The organism is Salipaludibacillus sp. CUR1 (assembly GCF_021028955.1).
Lineage (GTDB): Bacteria > Bacillota > Bacilli > Bacillales > Salisediminibacteriaceae > Salipaludibacillus.
Map to the genome: position 1 here is coordinate 195,457 of NZ_JAIWPE010000064.1, position 15,975 is coordinate 211,431.

Genomic DNA, 15,975 nt, shown 5'->3' on the forward strand with positions numbered 1-15,975 from the left:
ATTCATCCTCTTTTATGGATCGTTCTTAGTATAGGAGGAATGACAGGGTTTTTTAAAGAAATATTGATGCTTTTGTTAATTGTTTCAGTTCACGAATTAGGCCATATATTAATGGCTCGGCGTTTTAACTGGAGAATCCGGAAAATAATGCTTATGCCTTTTGGGGGTATAGCGGAAATGGACGAGTATGGGAACAGGCCTGCAAAAGAAGAAATCCTTGTAGCTGTCAGCGGTCCACTGCAGCACTTATGGATGATTGGTCTCAGCTTCCTTCTATTAGGCTCTGCCTTTTGGACGGAAGCTGATCACCAATTGTTCCTTTTTCATAACATTGCTATTTTACTGTTTAATTTGCTTCCGGTTTTGCCGCTGGATGGCGGGAAATTGCTGTTTTCACTTCAAAGCTATGTTCTTCCCTTCCATAAAGCTTATCAATCCACTTTTATATTATCTTTTGTCTGCTTAACAGCTCTTTCCTTTCTAAGTTTATTTATGCTTCCTTTCCATTTGAATTTAATAATGGTAACCACCTTTTTATGGGTGCACCAGTACCTCGAATGGAAACAGCGGCACTATCATTTCTTGAGGTTCTTACTTGAGAGAAAACACATAAAAAGGGAAAGAAAGGATTATCAGGTGGATGTTTCGCCTGCTCTCACAGTCGCCGAAGCTGTTAAAAATGTCCACCGGGAGAAAGAGTTAACCTTATTAATAAATAAAAAACAGGTAATTCATGAAAAAGTACTTTTAGATGCATTTTTTGACAGATATAAGCAAACCCAGCCTTTATCCCGTCTTCTGCAAGGTGACTGGTAATTGGCCTGTAAACCATTTATAATATGGGCAGACTAAAGGATTCCTTAAGGAGATGGGAGCGAACAGTGAGGAAAATTATCTTGCACCGCCTGCTGAATGAAACGCGCGGGGCGGTTTTAGAAAACGGAAAAGTAACAGAATGGTTATTCGATATTCCTTCAGATCTTCCCGGACCGGGGAGTGTGATTAAGGGAAAGGTAGAAGACATTCTGCCAGGAATGGACGCGGCATTTATAAATATCGGCTCTGAAAAAAACGGATTTCTATATAAAAAAGAAATAGCAGCTTTTCAGCAGGATCCTCCGCAGGATATACCAGTGACATCTCTTGTGGCTAAAGGACAGTCAATTATAGTACAGGTTAAAAAAGAAGAATCCGGTTCGAAAGGAGCCAAGCTTACAGAACATTTAGCATTCCCCGGGAAATATGTTGTATATTTGCCTTATGGCGGTTACGTAGCTGTGTCTAAAAAAATCACCCCTGAAGAGACGAGGAATGTTTGGAGGGAATGGGGGAAAAACCAGTTGGAAGGCCGGGAAGGACTAATTATCCGGACGCTTGCTGATGAAGTTCCAGTTGAAGAAGTTAAAGAGGATCTGGAGCGCCTCAAAAGCAGGTATTCTGCTGTCCTTAAGAAAGCAAAGGAAATAAAAGGGACAGGCACTTTATATGATGAATCATCAATTTATGCAAGAGTATCAAGGGATTTTTTAAACGATGAAAATAGTGAAATAATTGTCGATTCACTGGAAGATTACCAACAATTTACCGGTGGAGAGGAACGACCTAACATTGAACTTTATCAGGGGAAAGAAAACATATTTTCCCGCTTCAATATCTGGAAACAGCTGGAACGGGCTTTGAAACCATTTCTTTGGCTCAAAAATGGAGGCTCTCTTCATATTGACCATACTGAAGCGATGACTGTAATTGATGTAAATTCTGCAAAATTTACCGGCAAACAGGGGCTTAGAGATACTGCGGTGAAGATTAACTTAGAAGCAGCAAAAACAATTGCCGAACAGCTCAGGCAGAGAGATATAGGCGGCATTATTCTCATCGATTTTATTGATATGGCTGATGAAAGGGACAGGCAGGAAGTGTTAACGACGTTAAATGAAGCTCTTAAACATGACCGGACAATTACCAACGTTTTAGGCTTTACCCAGTTGGGCCTGCTGGAAATGACTCGCAAAAAAACAAGGAATCCGCTGAGAGATATCATGTTTAATGACTGTCCTGCTTGCCAAGGGACAGGCAAGGTCAAGAAAGAAGAAGAGGTAGCCAGGGAATTGGAAGAAGCCGTCTTTACGAGAAGATATAATGATGAGGAAGCCATAATCGTGGAAATTGGAGAGCCGATTATCCCGCTTTTCTTAGGCAATAATAAAAAGCGTATGAAGCAGCTTGAAAAAATAACTAATAAAAAAATATTTCTTATCCCGTCATCTTTGCCAGGGTTTGAGATCCGCTACATGGGAAGTATTGAGGAAGCCCGAACAAAATGGAAAAAACACGTTAACCCTTGAAGTAAAGCCTTTTTAATCCATTGACATGCTCTTTTACATTATGGTATGATGTCTTTTGTTAGTTGTTTGGATGCACCCAAAGAGCTACAACCGCACAGAACAGGTTTTAAGCATTTTTAATGCACCTGGGATGGCGAGTCTGAGTATTTAAAGGAGGTGCGCACATGTACGCAATTATTGAAACTGGCGGAAAGCAAGTGAAAGTGACTGAAGGACAGGAAGTTTACGTTGAGAAGCTTGACGTAACTGAAGGTGATACAGTTACATTTGACCGTGTTCTTCTGGTTGGAGGAGACGAAACAAAAGTAGGTTCTCCATTACTTGACGGCGCAACTGTAACAGCAAAGGTTGAAAAACAAGGCCGTGCTAAAAAGTTGACTGTATTCAAGTATAAAGCTAAGAAAAATTACCGTCGTAAGCAAGGTCACCGTCAACCTTACACAAAAGTGACGATCGATAAGATCAACGCTTAAAAGGTGGACTGACGATGATCCATATCACGTTTGACCGGAACGAAGACGGTACAATCAATTCATTTACCATGACAGGCCATGCCGATTCAGGACCGCACGGACAGGACCTTGTATGTGCGGGAGCTTCAGCCGTTTCTTTCGGGACGGTTAATGCAGTGGCTGAAATCTGTGGAACTGAAATGGAAGTTGAAATGAATGATAATGGAGGCTTTCTCCGCTGTCGTGTTCCTGACAAATTAGATCGTGACACTTATGAGAAAGTACAATTACTATTAGAAGGCATGCTTGTCTCTATGAAAACAATGGAAGACCAGTACAGCCGGTTTATACGTATTGAATCGTAAATATGCAGGAGGTGAAGACCATGTTCTTAAATTTGGACCTTCAGTTTTTCGCCCAGAAGAAGGGTGTAGGTAGTACTAAAAACGGTCGTGACTCAATTTCCAAGCGTTTAGGCACTAAGCGGGGAGACGGACAAGAAGTGACAGGCGGATCAATCCTGGTTCGTCAGCGAGGCACTCGTATTTATCCTGGTGTTAACGTAGGGAAAGGCGGAGACGACACGTTGTTTGCGAAAGTGGACGGCGTTGTGAAATTTGAACGCGTAGGACGTGACCGCAAGCGGGTAAGCGTGTATCCTGAAGTTCAGGAAGCGTAATATTCTGAAAAACTCTGATGATTAGTCTCTAATCGTTAGAGTTTTTTTTATTTTTGAATACAATTACTGTTTATTAATAATTCTGCCTGCAAGCTATAAAAAAACAAAAGAGAATTTAAATCATGCGTCACTTGTTTTATTATTAAGTAAATAAAAGGAGGAGGAAGGAAAATGAAACTAACTGTCATTGGCTACTGGGGAGCATATCCTGAGGCAGATGAAGCAACGAGCTGTTTTCTCCTGGAAGAGGGAAACACAAATATATTGCTGGACTGCGGAAGCGGCGCTGTTTCCAAGCTTCAGAATTACAAGTCGCTAAAAGACATAAATGGCGTTATTCTTAGCCATTACCACCACGATCATGCAGCTGATTTAGGGGGCCTTACATACAGCCGGGTGGTAGATATTAACCTTAAGAAGACAGATCAGCCGCTTAACATATTTGCTCATGAGAAAGACAGAAACGAATTTAACAAACTTGGAAAGCCGCCTTATACGAACGTACAGCCCTATAACGGCGGGAGTAAGGTTGAAATCGGACCGTTTACTTTCCAGTTTCAACAGACGAAGCATTCTGCTCCCTGCTATGCCATGAGAATACGGTCAGAGAAAAGCGCTGGAACACTCGTTTATACTGCGGATACTTCTTACGATGAAAATCTTATTCCTTTCTGCCGTGACGCTGATTTATTAATTGCTGAAACAAGCTTTTATGCTGATCAGGACGCGGCCTCCTTTGGTCATATGACTAGCAGTGAAGTGGCCAGGCTTGCAGCCAGTTCCGGTTCCAAGTCTGTTCTTCTCAGTCACCTGCCCCACTTTGGAAATCACCGTCAGCTGCTTGAGGAGGCAGAAGCCGGATTTAATGGGGACATTCAAATAGCAAAAACAGGCGCCAATTTTAATTTGTAAGCATGTTTTCCGGACAGAAACCATAACGGTTTCTGTCTTTTTTATTTTAATGCTCTAAAAAGTACATAGTGATTTAAAATCCCCGGTAAAGTTTTAAACGAATCTGTTTTTAAGCAGCTATCATTTATATAAAAAATAAAAACTATCATCAGCTGAAGCAGCATTCAATCAGTGAAAATAGTATTTATCGGGGAAGTTAAATCTATCAGCGAAAATACCGTTACAGAAGAAATTTACAAACTATTTACATATCATTTACCTTTGATTCATTTTAGCTTAATAATTAAAAAGTATACTACAAATTGTGGTCGAACGATCATTACATAATTAGAGGAAAAAGAGGAGGAAGTTGAATTGAGAAAATTCAGATTATCAATTATGTTGACAGGACTTTTAGCAGTTGCATCAGCTTGCGGGGGAAACGAAAGCAGTGAAGCAGGAAGCAGTAATAACAATGGCGGGTCTAACGGCGGCAATAATAATGCCGGTAACTCGGAAACAGAAGAGCTTTCAGGCTCAGTACAAATTGATGGATCAGGAACTGTTTATCCGCTTGTATCACGTATTGCAGAAGAATACATGGTTAACGAGCAGCAAGGTGTGAGTGTAGAAGTGAGCCGTGCCGGGACCAGTGCCGGTATGCAAAGATTTGTTAATGGCGAGACAGATCTGGCGAATGCTTCACGTGAGATTAGAGACGAAGAATTGGATGATCTCGAAGAAAATGGAATTGAAACGAGAGAATATAAAGTAGCTTTGGATGGTATGACAATAGTTATCCATCCTGACAATGATTGGGCAACTGAAATGACAGAGGAGGAAGTGACTGATCTGTTTATTTCAGGAAAGTATGCAGACGATGACAACGTTCTCTGGTCTGACGTTCGTGATGACTGGCCGGATGAGGAAATTAATTTCTATGGTCCAAATGAAAACCATGGTACTTATGAGTTTTTTGTTGAGGTATTACTAGACGAGCAGGACCTTGTAGACGGAATTAATTTACAGCAGGATTATTCCACTTTAGTAGAATTAGTTTCTGATGATGAAAATTCCATTGGTTTCTTTGGATTCGGTTACTATATAAACAACGATGACAAATTAGGCGCAATTTCCGTTGATTTCGGTGATGGTCCTGTTGCCCCCTCTCTTGACACCATTGCTGAAGATGGAGATTACGCTCCGTTTACACGGCCGGTTTTTACTAATTTAAGCATTAATGCTGCGAAAGAAAAGCCGGAAGTCAAAGATTTTGCTAAATACATTTTTGAAGTGGCTGACGACTTAGCAGGAGAAACTGGATTTGCACCATTACCGGAAGACGAATTAAACAGTTATATTGAAGATATAGACGAAATTGAATAGTAATTCAAAATATCATCAGAGAGAGCCTGCCGGCTTTCTCTGGTGAATGTATGTATGTGAGGAAGGAGCAAAATAATGTCTTACTCAGCGAATGTTAAGGACATGATTAAAACTAATAGAAAGAATAGTAAACTTGCAAAATTTGAAAAGATAATTCCTTTTTTACTGTTTTTAGCAGCATCCATCTCAGTTCTTACGACATTAGGAATTCTTGTTACGTTATCGTTTGAAACAATTTTGTTCTTTCAAAATGTCTCTTTTAGAGAATTCTTTCTTCAGCCCGAGTTGCGTCCTCTCAACCCTACAAATCCTCAGTTTAGTATATTACCGTTATTGGGAGCGACCTTGCTTTCTACCGGAATTGCTATGTTGGTAGCTGTACCGATCGGTCTTACGACTGCTGTTTATTTAAGTGAATACGCTACGGACAAGGTGAGGCGTATTTTAAAACCTTTAGTAGAAGTTTTAGCAGGAATCCCAACAATTGTTTATGGTTTTTTTGCCTTTACGTTTGTCACTCCCGTCCTTCGCGAATTTATTCCTGCGCTTGAGAGGACCAATATTTTAAGCCCAGGGATCGTTATGGGTATTATGATTATTCCAATTGTCGCTTCATTATCAGAAGACGCCATGAGTTCTGTGCCTAATTCGATTCGTGAAGGGGCTATGGCCCTGGGCGCTACAAAGTTTGAAGTCGCCTTTCGTGTTGTGATTCCTGCTGCAATTTCAGGTATTATTGCTTCCTTTGTTTTGGGCATTTCCAGGGCAATTGGTGAAACAATGATCGTAGCAATTGCAAGCGGCAGCACTAAAAACCTCACATTTGATGTCACACAAAGTATGCAGACGATGACTGCTTATATTGTAGAAGTGACAAGCGGAGATGCCGGGGCCGGAACGACAGCTTATTACAGTTTATATGCCGTAGCAATGACATTATTTGTTTTTACACTTGCCATGAATATGTTTGCAAGGTATATGACGAAAAGATTCAGGGAGGTGTATTAATTGCAATATATGGATCTAAATGCGGTTCAGTCGAGAATGACTAAACGTATATTCTTTAACCGTCTGATAAAGATGTTATTCTTAGCCTCAGCCAGTTTTGGTTTAGTTGTTTTAGCTGTCCTTCTATATGATGTGGTTTCAGACAGTATTGGATGGTTAAGTATAGATTTTTTAACAAATCTTCTTTCTACAAATCCGGATATAGCAGGAATTAGAGGAGCAATTCTCGGAACCGTCTGGCTTATGGTTATTGTAGGACCGGTTACTATGATTCTTGGCGTATGTACGGCCATATACCTTGAAGAGTATGCCCGCCCTTCAAAGTTTACATCATTCATTCAGACAAATATTTCTAACCTTGCCGGAGTTCCGTCCATTGTTTTTGGGCTTCTTGGTTTAACCGTTTTTGTTAGAGTTTTTGGACTAGGTTCAATCGTACTAGCAGGTGGATTAACAATGTCCTTGCTGGTCCTCCCGATTGTAGTAGTCGCCTCCCAGGAATCCATACGTGCTGTGCCTGCACATTTAAGGGAAGCGTCTTTTGGAATGGGAGCTACCAAATGGCAGACTATTAAAAATGTTGTATTGCCCGTTGCTTTGCCTGGTATGCTTACAGGAATGATTCTTGCCATTTCCCGTGCAATTGGTGAAACAGCTCCACTCGTTGCGATTGGAATACCAGCCTTAATTATACCTGCACCGTCAGGAATTTTTGACAGGTTCACTGCGCTGCCTATGCAGATTTACTACTGGACGATTGATTCAGTAATGGTTCAGGAGTATGCTTATCTGGCCGCAGCCACCATTGTCGTATTACTTCTCATATTATTTACTTTAAATTCGATTGCTATATTAATTAGAAATAAGTTTGACCGCCGTTATTAAAACCTATTGACGTAATGAAAGGAGACTCACAGATGGCTCAATCACTTTTAAAAAAGAAAAAACCAGTGATGACTGAGAATAAAACCGAAGCTAAACCGATCGTGTATGATACAAAAAAATTAAATTTATGGTATGGAAAAACGCATGCTCTTAAAGATATCGATCTGGAAATTCAGGAGCGGTCCGTAACAGCGATTATAGGACCTTCCGGCTGCGGGAAATCAACTTATATCAAAACGTTAAACCGTATGGTAGAAATGAATCCGGAGGTTCGGACGACGGGTGAAGTTCAATACAGAGGACGGAATATCTTTGATCGCGGCTATTATGTAGAAGAATTGCGCACAAGGGTAGGAATGGTCTTTCAAAAACCAAACCCATTTCCAAAGTCAATTTTTGATAATGTGGCATACGGCCCTAAAATTCACGGCATCAGGGATAAAAAAGTTCTTAAGCAGATCGTAGAGGAAAGCTTAAGAGGGGCTGCTATCTGGGATGAAGTAAAGGACAGGTTAAATGAGAATGCTTATGGATTATCGGGCGGCCAGCAGCAGCGTCTGTGTATTGCCCGCTGTTTAGCTGTAGAACCTGACGTTATTTTAATGGATGAACCAACCTCAGCACTGGATCCTAAGTCAACTTTAAAGGTGGAAGAGCTGGTTCAGGATCTGAAAAAAAATTATTCAATTATTATCGTGACTCATAATATGCAGCAAGCGGCACGTATTTCAGGTAAAACAGCTTTCTTCCTAAATGGAGAAGTAGTTGAATATGAAGATACAAATTTAATTTTCTCTAACCCAAACGATAAACGAACCGAAGACTATATTACCGGCAGGTTCGGATAAGGAGGCAGAGACGTGGGTGTCCGTACAAATTATGAAACTGAGCTTCAAAATTTAAAAGGTGATATCGGTCTTTTAAGTTCAATGGTTGAAGAGGGCTTTAATAAGGCTGTAAAAGCAATAATTAAAGGGAACAATGCTGCCCTGGAAGAGATTATCGAGCGGGATGAGGAAATAAACCGCCTTGAATTGGAGATTAATGAGAATGCTACAATAATGATTGCTAAACAGCAGCCTGTGGCCTCAGACTTACGAAAAGTGATGGCAGCTTTAAAGGTGGCAAGCGATCTCGAGCGAATGGGAGATTTGACTGTGGATATGGCTAAATCTGCTCTTAGAATGGATGCTGGTCTGGAAAGGAATCAATTTAAAAACCAATTAATGAAGCTGGCAGAAATGACTTCAATAATGATGAAAGAAGTGCTTCATGCTTATAAAAGAGCAGATATGTTAAGAGCTCAAAAAATTGCAGCTATGGATGACGAAGTTGACGACTATTACGGTGATTTTCTTAAAGAGGTTATTCAAACGGCCTCAGGAAATGAAGCTGAAGATATGATGCAATTAGCATTTATTGGACGTTTTATTGAAAGAATAGCAGATTATTGTACAAACGTAGCAGAATGGATTATTTATGAAGTGAACGGCCGGCGTTTCGATTTAAATTAAGCACATTAAACAGGGTGATTAAATGAGTCAGGATAAAACAGCCCCTACGATTCTTATAGTCGATAGTGATATAACCCTTCGTCTGGAAATGCAGGAAACTTTTCATTCTTACGGCTTTGATGTATGGGTGGCCAATAACGGGAAAGATGCTGTTAAGATAATTACTTCTCTTAAACCTGATGCTGTATTAACGGCTATGAGCCTCCCCCGGTTAAGCGGCTTTGATTTATGCAGGGAGTTAAGACAATCACTGAATATATGGACCCCTGTTCTCCTTATAGCTGAAAAAGCAGATGAGCTGGAGGCGGTATTAGGCTTTGAATTGGGAGCAGATGATTATTTAGTGAAGCCTCTGAGGATGAAAGAAGTAGTAGCAAGGGTCAAATCTGTCATTAGAAGAGGAAGCCTGTGCTGTGATACTCCAGATGTTTCAGGGATTCATGAGTCAGAAGGATTGCTTGAGAATGGAGCTTTAAGTTTAGATCCGGTACATTTTACTTTGTATAAAAACGGGGACACAGTGGAATTAACCCGTAAAGAGTATGAACTGGTGTATTATCTGTTAAAAAACAAAGGAAAAGCTTTTACAAGAGAGCATTTAAAAACAATAATTTCAGGAGACGATCATCAAATTGATGAACGGATTATTGATGTGTTTATCAGCCGTATTCGCAGAAGAATCGAACCTCACAGCCGAAATCCGGTTTATATTAAGACTGTAAGGAATGTAGGTTATATGATGAAAGAGATAAAAGAAAAAAAGTTAAGTTATTAAAAAATACTGCAGAAACTCTCAGTATTTCAGCAGAAAATTACTCCCGAGAAAGGCTAAGAATGCCCGTGCTCCCCAGGTGACATGGCAAGTCTTTCCGCTGAGTAGGATAACTGGAGGGGAGCCTCTTTATTAAGTAAACAGCCTTCTTTCTTTAAAAAAAGTTTGTTCCGAAGAGGTTTTTCAGGAACAGGCTTTTTATTATCCAAATGAAGTGTTTTGCCTCCATTGATATTTTCATATATACTACTAAACAGTTATATTCCTGCATATTTAAGGAGGGAAAAAATTGTTTCAGTATGATGTGTTTTTACACTCTCATGATTTATTCTGGTTTATCACACTCATTCTTTTTGCTTTAGTACTGGTTTTTTTAAAGAGCGGATTAATAAAACCTGCAAAAGCTCTGCAAATGATTTTAAGGTTTTTATATATCCTTGTTTTTGGTACAGGTCTCGTCTTAATTGCAATGAATTTATGGTGGGGATCAATTGTTAAGGGCGTCTTAGCCTTTTGGCTGATTTACGTAATGGAAATGATCTCAACACGCATGTCGAAAAAAGAGCTTACCCCCTGGACGTCTTTTATTCTATGGATTCAATTTTTCGTATCGTTTGCTGCAGTTATATATTTCGGGTATTTTATTTAACGCTTATTTTTTACATAAAGAACACAGAGCGTACATAATACAAAAAACCTGTTGTGATGAGCACAACAGGTTTTTTTATCGGTAATTTAAAGCCTCTCTGACACTAAAATCAGCTTGGGGGCTATAGCTGTAAAGCTTTCTCTACAGATGCATACTCATAGCCAAGGTCGCGTGCTACTGCTTCATAAGTCACTTTACCGTTGGCTGTATTGACACCTTTGACAAGAGCCGGGTTGTATTTAAGCGCTTCGTGTAATCCGCGGTTCGCAATTTGTAAAGCATAAGGGATCGTGACGTTTGTTAAACCAATGGTTGAAGTGCGCGGCACAGCACCGGGCATATTTGCGACAGCATAATGGACGACGCCGTGCTTTGTGTATGTCGGGTTATCATGAGTTGTTATTTTATCTACCGTTTCAACGATCCCTCCCTGGTCAATAGCAACATCTACAATAACTGATCCAGGACGCATTTCTTTTATCATCTCTTCTGTTACAAGTTTTGGCGCCTTAGCCCCCGGAATGAGAACAGCTCCGATAAGGAGGTCTGATTCTTTCACTGCCTGGGCAATATTCAGAGGGTTGCTCATAAGTGTATTTATTTCTGTACCGAAAATATCATCAAGCTGACGCATACGTTCAGGGCTCAAATCCATAATGGTTACATCAGCCCCGAGCCCCATAGCAATTTTGGCAGCGTTGGTTCCTACCACTCCGCCCCCGATAACAGTCACTTTCCCGCGTTTAACTCCCGGAATGCCAGAGAGAAGAACGCCGCTTCCGCCTTTAGGTTTCTCTAGAAACTGCGCTCCAATTTGAGAAGCCATCCTTCCAGCGACTTCACTCATAGGAGTCAACAAAGGAAGAGTGTTGTTAACTTCGACTGTTTCATATGCGACAGCGGTGACGCCTTTTTCGGTTAGAGCTTTCGCCAGCTTTGGAACGGCGGCCAGGTGCAGGTATGTAAATAGAATAAGTCCTTCTCTAAAATATGGGTATTCATCCTCTAAAGGCTCTTTTACCTTCATAATCATTTCAGAGCTGTGCCAGACATCGCTCGCTTCGTCGAAAATTTTGGCGCCGGCAGTTTCATAATCTTCGTCATTGAAACCGCTTTCAATACCCGCCGATTTCTCAACTATAATGTCGTGCCCTGCCTGCTTCAGAGTTAAAACCCCCGCTGGAGTTAAAGCGACCCGGTTTTCGTTGTTTTTTATTTCTCTGGGTACTCCGATTTTCATAAATACACCCTCCTCTTAGTATACATTGATTGAAATCCACATCTATTGTAACGAACTTCCTAAACTTGTTCCAGCTTTTTTAAACAGAAATAAAAGACAAAGCCGTTGGAAAAGGCTTTGTCTTAAAATCAATCATTCATTTTTTTACATGGAAACCTTGGTTTAATTCTGTCTTCGAAGAACTTCTTCATATTATTACTCGACATGAGTCCAACGTAATCTAATTTAAACACTTCATAATAGATGATATAACTCCCGTCTTCAAAACGGACATGAAGCTGTTTTTGTGTTTCATCATAGCCGAGTGAGCGGAAATACCCTTCTTTAAATTCTGTTTTTTCCACGTTAATCACCCTTTTATCTCCGACTTTTAAATAATGTACCCTTTCAGCCGCGAAAAAAAACAAATTACATGAAAAACTGTGTAATTTCTTCTTTAGAAAGCACCTTTCCACTGGATAGCATACGGTCGTTGATGAATAAAGCAGGAGTATAGAATACTTTTTCCGGCGAACGAGGGAGATCATGAACGGTTAAAATGTCAGCTTTTATTCCTAATTCTGAAATTACTTCTGTTACCCTTTTCTCAAATACTTTGCCGTTAATATTGGAGGTAATACAGATTTTTATTTCCACTGAACTCACCTCTTATTATTTCAAATATTCCCCTTTCCTATATTATAAAATGGAATAGACGCTTTCTGCTTTTTCATGTGTGGACAATCAATGGCAATATTGTTAACAAATTGGAAACGTTTTAGGGGAACAGCGTATAAAAAAACTTGCCGCTAAAGTCCTGATGAGATTAAAATAAGAGTAGAGTTTATAACACGAGAATAGAGGACTGCTGAGAACACAATCCTGTATATGGGCACTTAAGATTGTGGGAGCGATTAGTGCAACCGGCCTTTAGTTTTTTAAGGCCGGTTATTTTTGTGTTTTAAAATCTGTTTCTCACTTAATACTGAAGGAGGGGGACAATGAAAGCGCAGTGCAGGAATCCCTTAAAAGTGAAGGCTGTGACTAAAGAATTAACAGCAGCAGAATGGATAGAGTCGCTGGGAGAGAAAGGGTGGACTGATCCCCGTTTCACAGCTTCTCTTATTGATGTATTATTAAAAGCTGTTGAAAGAACAGCCATAGTAGTGGTTGCGGACCTTACAGGAGAAGTTGTTTTTGTAAGTCCTGATTATTCAAATAAAATGGATTTTGATCAGCATGAATTAATAGGGATCCCTTTCAGGGATTTATTAAAAATGACACACGTGAAGCAAGAAGACATTTATGCTCTGGAGAAAGTTATCTCATCAAAAAAAGAATTTAAGGGCACATACAGGCATCTAACCAAGAGTGGAAAAGAAATTGTTTTAGAGACGGTGTTTTTACCAGTTTTACAAAATTCATCAAATGCATGCCTAATTTTAATTCTCCATCAGGATCTCACGCCCTTGACTGAGGCTGAAGCAGTTATTCAGGAGTTTCGGACAGTCGATGTTATGACAGGAATGAAGAATCGCAAACAGTTTGAAGCAGATCTCTTTAAAACGCTTCAACTATGCAAAGAAACCAGAGAAGAAGCTGCAGTATTACTTTTAGATATGGACCGTTTTAAATTCTACAACGACACTCTGGGACATTCCACTGGGGATAAACTGATTGAAGAAATATCAAAAGAATTAAAGAAGTTTGAAACTCAGGATACTGCCGTTTACCGTTATGGAAGTGATGAGTTTGCGATTATTAGGAGTGGACGAATAGACGTAAAGAGTCTGGCGGTTATGGCTGAAAAGCTCTTAACGAGATTTGCTCTGCCGTTCAGTGTTAAAGGTAATGAACTGTTTATTACAGCTTCAGCTGGGATCTCCCAAATCCCGCAGAGTGGTTTTACACCTCCTGAGTTAATAAAGCAGGCGGAAACTGCCATGCATTATGCTAAGGAAACAGTAAAGGGACACTGGTGTTTTTACAAGCATTCTTTAAAAACAAAGCATGAGGAAAGGGTTCTTTTGGAAGACAGACTAAGAAAAGCAGTAAGAAAGAAATCGTTTGAGCTTTATTACCAGCCACAGTTAAATTTAAGAAAAAAAACAGTAACAGGTCTTGAGGCTCTCTTACGCTGGAAAGATGACATGCTGGGAGAGGTGCCTCCTTCAGTATTTATTCCAGTCGCTGAAGAAACAGGATTAATTATTCCAATTGGAGACTGGGTATTGGAGGAAGCTTGCAGACAGACGAAAAAATGGACAGAAGATGGATTCTCTTTAAAAATAGGGATTAATGTTTCACCTTTCCAGTTTCATACAGAGAATCTCGTAGGCAAAATAACCTCTATAATAGAAAAAACAGGGATAAGCCCTCGTTATTTGGATTTGGAAATTACTGAGACCGGATTATTAATTAACCAGGAAAAAAATTTAAAAATAATAGAACAGTTAAAAATGCTCGGGATAAGGATTACTATCGACGATTTTGGTACAGGTTACAGTTCACTTAGTTACTTAAGGCATTTTCCTGTTGATGCTTTAAAAATTGACCAGTTGTTTATCAGGGAAATTAGTGAAAACTGTAATGATCAGGCAATTGTTACATCTATTATTCAAATGGCTCACAACATGAATATAAGTGTGACAGCTGAAGGAGTAGAAACACAGGCTATGGTTACTTTCCTTAATGAGCGAGAATGTGATGAAATACAAGGGTACCTTTACAGCGAACCTCTGCAGGCAGAAGAAGTTGTTCATTTTATTAAAACAGCTTACCGGAAATTACTTTTATAAATTTTAAAACTTTAACTCTACATTCAGCTCAGCCGTAGTTTGTATTACATAGGTTTCTCTTTACAAACTCTTTCTATTTTGGATACATTATATAAAGAGCCGGGAAGGTATATACAGAAAAGGGGGATCCACTTGAAAACCTTGGAACAGAAGATAGAATATGCGATGCTGATAGCGTGGGGAATTGCCTTTATCTCAACGCTGGGCTCATTATATTTTTCAGAAGTACAGAATTTCATACCGTGTGAATTGTGCTGGGTGCAGAGGATCTTTATGTATCCGCTTGTCATTACACTGGGCATTGCTGTTGTTAAAAAGGATGCCAGACAGGCTTTTTATACGCTGCCTCTGTCTGTTATAGGAATGGGAACAGCCATTTATCACTACTTGCTCCAAAAAGTTCCGTTCCTCTCTGGAGCAGCTGAAGCGTGCGGCATTATACCATGTAATTATCAGTATATTAATTATTTTGGATTTATTACTATTCCTTTTTTAGCCTTTGCAGCATTTTTATTAATTTCATTAATTATGGTATGGATAGTGAAGAATACTAGGGAGTGACAGATCTCATGAAAAAATTAATTATATTTGGCGGGATTGTTATTTTATTATTTGGAGCAATTACTTTTATCACCTCTTTTCAAAATGAGCAGAGGTCAGAGGGGAATCCTTTTGGTAAAGACAGGCTCCACAGTGAAACGATAGACCAGCTGGATGACCCGCTTTATCAGAATATCATTTTGCCTGAGGAACTTGACGAAAAACTTCAAGCAGGTGAAGATGCAACAGTCTATTTTTACAGCGGTCGATGCGAAGCATGTAATCAGGCTTCTCCAGTTTTAATTCCGAAAGCGGAAGAGCTTGATGTTGATTTGCACTTGTATAATGTATTAGAATTTGAGCAAGGATGGAATGACTACGATATCGAAGGGACTCCTACAGTTATTCACTTTGACAATGGAGAGGAAGCTGCAAGAATTACAGGGCTTCATGAGGAAGAAACTTACGAACAATTTTACAGACAGGTGGTTTTAAATTAACAGGCTGGGCTGATTTAATAATGGAGGTATGTTAAATGGAAAGGCTATTAAAATGGATAGGTTTAAGTATATTTATCGGATGGACAGCAGCCATTTTAGTTAATTATTCTATTTATCAGCATGCAACGACCCAATTAACGTTTGTACATCCAATGGTTGACGGGATCATATTTATGCTGATTATGTTAGGGGTTTACATTTTTATCTGGAAGTCCTATAAGAAAAAAAGGACAACAGCTACAGTACAACTAGGCGTTTTTGGAGCATTATCCATCGTACTGGCTATCGTTTTTCTATAAAACATCCCGTAAATAATATAGTGATCAGGGCCGCCGGG

The 15,975-nt window shown here is 39.7% G+C and carries 20 protein-coding genes, 1 riboswitch and 1 other annotated feature; of the genes, 17 read left to right on the top strand and 3 right to left on the bottom strand.

Features of this window, described 5'->3' with window-relative positions; translation table 11 throughout:
- The first annotated feature begins 39 nt into the window (after positions 1 to 39).
- The 13 genes from K8O68_RS13895 (at position 40) to K8O68_RS13955 (ending at position 10,581) form a co-directional block, all read left to right on the top strand.
- Positions 40 to 816 carry a M50 family metallopeptidase gene (locus K8O68_RS13895; protein WP_230897460.1) on the top strand — a complete coding sequence of 259 codons (777 nt, stop codon included), beginning with the start codon at positions 40 to 42 and terminating at the stop codon, positions 814 to 816.
- A 65-nt stretch (positions 817 to 881) separates the two neighbouring features.
- Positions 882 to 2,345: an Rne/Rng family ribonuclease gene (locus tag K8O68_RS13900; protein WP_230897461.1), complete on the top strand. Its 1,464-nt coding sequence runs from the start codon at positions 882 to 884 to the stop codon at positions 2,343 to 2,345.
- A 78-nt stretch (positions 2,346 to 2,423) separates the two neighbouring features.
- Positions 2,424 to 2,496: a sequence feature (ribosomal protein L21 leader region), on the top strand.
- Between the two features lie 13 nt (positions 2,497 to 2,509).
- Positions 2,510 to 2,818, top strand: coding sequence for a 50S ribosomal protein L21 (rplU, locus tag K8O68_RS13905; RefSeq protein WP_093049841.1), 309 nt, complete (start codon positions 2,510 to 2,512; stop codon positions 2,816 to 2,818).
- Positions 2,819 to 2,832: 14 nt separating this feature from the next.
- Positions 2,833 to 3,162, top strand: coding sequence for a ribosomal-processing cysteine protease Prp (locus tag K8O68_RS13910; RefSeq protein ID WP_230897462.1), 330 nt, complete (start codon positions 2,833 to 2,835; stop codon positions 3,160 to 3,162).
- Positions 3,163 to 3,182: 20 nt separating this feature from the next.
- Entirely contained in the window at positions 3,183 to 3,476 is a 294-nt protein-coding gene (gene rpmA / locus K8O68_RS13915; RefSeq protein ID WP_093049847.1) for a 50S ribosomal protein L27, read from the top strand.
- A gap of 171 nt (positions 3,477 to 3,647) precedes the next feature.
- Positions 3,648 to 4,388 carry an MBL fold metallo-hydrolase gene (locus K8O68_RS13920; RefSeq protein ID WP_230897463.1) on the top strand — a complete coding sequence of 247 codons (741 nt, stop codon included), beginning with the start codon at positions 3,648 to 3,650 and terminating at the stop codon, positions 4,386 to 4,388.
- A 354-nt stretch (positions 4,389 to 4,742) separates the two neighbouring features.
- Positions 4,743 to 5,753, top strand: a complete 1,011-nt coding sequence (locus K8O68_RS13925) for a PstS family phosphate ABC transporter substrate-binding protein (RefSeq protein WP_230897464.1) — start codon at positions 4,743 to 4,745, stop codon at positions 5,751 to 5,753.
- A gap of 75 nt (positions 5,754 to 5,828) precedes the next feature.
- Complete coding sequence (gene pstC, locus K8O68_RS13930) at positions 5,829 to 6,761, top strand: phosphate ABC transporter permease subunit PstC (RefSeq protein ID WP_230897465.1); 933 nt, start codon at positions 5,829 to 5,831, stop codon at positions 6,759 to 6,761.
- Between the two features lie 9 nt (positions 6,762 to 6,770).
- Positions 6,771 to 7,646: a phosphate ABC transporter permease PstA gene (pstA, locus tag K8O68_RS13935; RefSeq protein ID WP_370640531.1), complete on the top strand. Its 876-nt coding sequence runs from the start codon at positions 6,771 to 6,773 to the stop codon at positions 7,644 to 7,646.
- Between the two features lie 68 nt (positions 7,647 to 7,714).
- On the top strand, positions 7,715 to 8,494 hold the full coding sequence (gene pstB / locus K8O68_RS13940) for a phosphate ABC transporter ATP-binding protein PstB (protein ID WP_230897508.1): 780 nt from the start codon (positions 7,715 to 7,717) through the stop codon (positions 8,492 to 8,494).
- 12 nt (positions 8,495 to 8,506) lie between these two features.
- Positions 8,507 to 9,160: a phosphate signaling complex protein PhoU gene (gene phoU / locus K8O68_RS13945; protein ID WP_230897467.1), complete on the top strand. Its 654-nt coding sequence runs from the start codon at positions 8,507 to 8,509 to the stop codon at positions 9,158 to 9,160.
- A gap of 22 nt (positions 9,161 to 9,182) precedes the next feature.
- Positions 9,183 to 9,935, top strand: coding sequence for a response regulator transcription factor (locus K8O68_RS13950; protein WP_230897468.1), 753 nt, complete (start codon positions 9,183 to 9,185; stop codon positions 9,933 to 9,935).
- A 286-nt stretch (positions 9,936 to 10,221) separates the two neighbouring features.
- Entirely contained in the window at positions 10,222 to 10,581 is a 360-nt protein-coding gene (locus K8O68_RS13955) for a YisL family protein (RefSeq protein WP_230897469.1), read from the top strand.
- A 121-nt stretch (positions 10,582 to 10,702) separates the two neighbouring features.
- Here K8O68_RS13955 and ald read toward each other — a convergent pair whose 3' ends face one another.
- The 3 genes from ald to K8O68_RS13970 form a co-directional block, all read right to left on the bottom strand.
- The gene (gene ald / locus K8O68_RS13960) at positions 10,703 to 11,821 is read right to left on the bottom strand and encodes an alanine dehydrogenase (protein ID WP_230897470.1); all 1,119 of its coding nucleotides are present in this window, start codon (positions 11,819 to 11,821) and stop codon (positions 10,703 to 10,705) included.
- Between the two features lie 128 nt (positions 11,822 to 11,949).
- Positions 11,950 to 12,165, bottom strand: a complete 216-nt coding sequence (locus K8O68_RS13965; protein WP_177174236.1) for a KTSC domain-containing protein — start codon at positions 12,163 to 12,165, stop codon at positions 11,950 to 11,952.
- A 64-nt stretch (positions 12,166 to 12,229) separates the two neighbouring features.
- A complete protein-coding gene (locus K8O68_RS13970) occupies positions 12,230 to 12,457 on the bottom strand; it encodes a thioredoxin family protein (protein ID WP_177174237.1) in 228 nt (75 codons plus the stop codon).
- A 196-nt stretch (positions 12,458 to 12,653) separates the two neighbouring features.
- Positions 12,654 to 12,738, top strand: a riboswitch (cyclic di-GMP riboswitch).
- Between the two features lie 63 nt (positions 12,739 to 12,801).
- Here K8O68_RS13970 and K8O68_RS13975 point away from each other — a divergent pair.
- The 4 genes from K8O68_RS13975 (at position 12,802) to K8O68_RS13990 (ending at position 15,937) form a co-directional block, all read left to right on the top strand.
- Positions 12,802 to 14,598, top strand: a complete 1,797-nt coding sequence (locus tag K8O68_RS13975) for a putative bifunctional diguanylate cyclase/phosphodiesterase (protein WP_230897471.1) — start codon at positions 12,802 to 12,804, stop codon at positions 14,596 to 14,598.
- Between the two features lie 132 nt (positions 14,599 to 14,730).
- Positions 14,731 to 15,159 carry a disulfide oxidoreductase gene (locus K8O68_RS13980; RefSeq protein ID WP_255717226.1) on the top strand — a complete coding sequence of 143 codons (429 nt, stop codon included), beginning with the start codon at positions 14,731 to 14,733 and terminating at the stop codon, positions 15,157 to 15,159.
- Positions 15,160 to 15,167: 8 nt separating this feature from the next.
- Positions 15,168 to 15,638, top strand: a complete 471-nt coding sequence (locus tag K8O68_RS13985) for a thioredoxin family protein (protein ID WP_230897472.1) — start codon at positions 15,168 to 15,170, stop codon at positions 15,636 to 15,638.
- Between the two features lie 35 nt (positions 15,639 to 15,673).
- Entirely contained in the window at positions 15,674 to 15,937 is a 264-nt protein-coding gene (locus tag K8O68_RS13990) for a hypothetical protein (RefSeq protein ID WP_230897473.1), read from the top strand.
- The last annotated feature ends 38 nt before the right edge of the window (positions 15,938 to 15,975 follow it).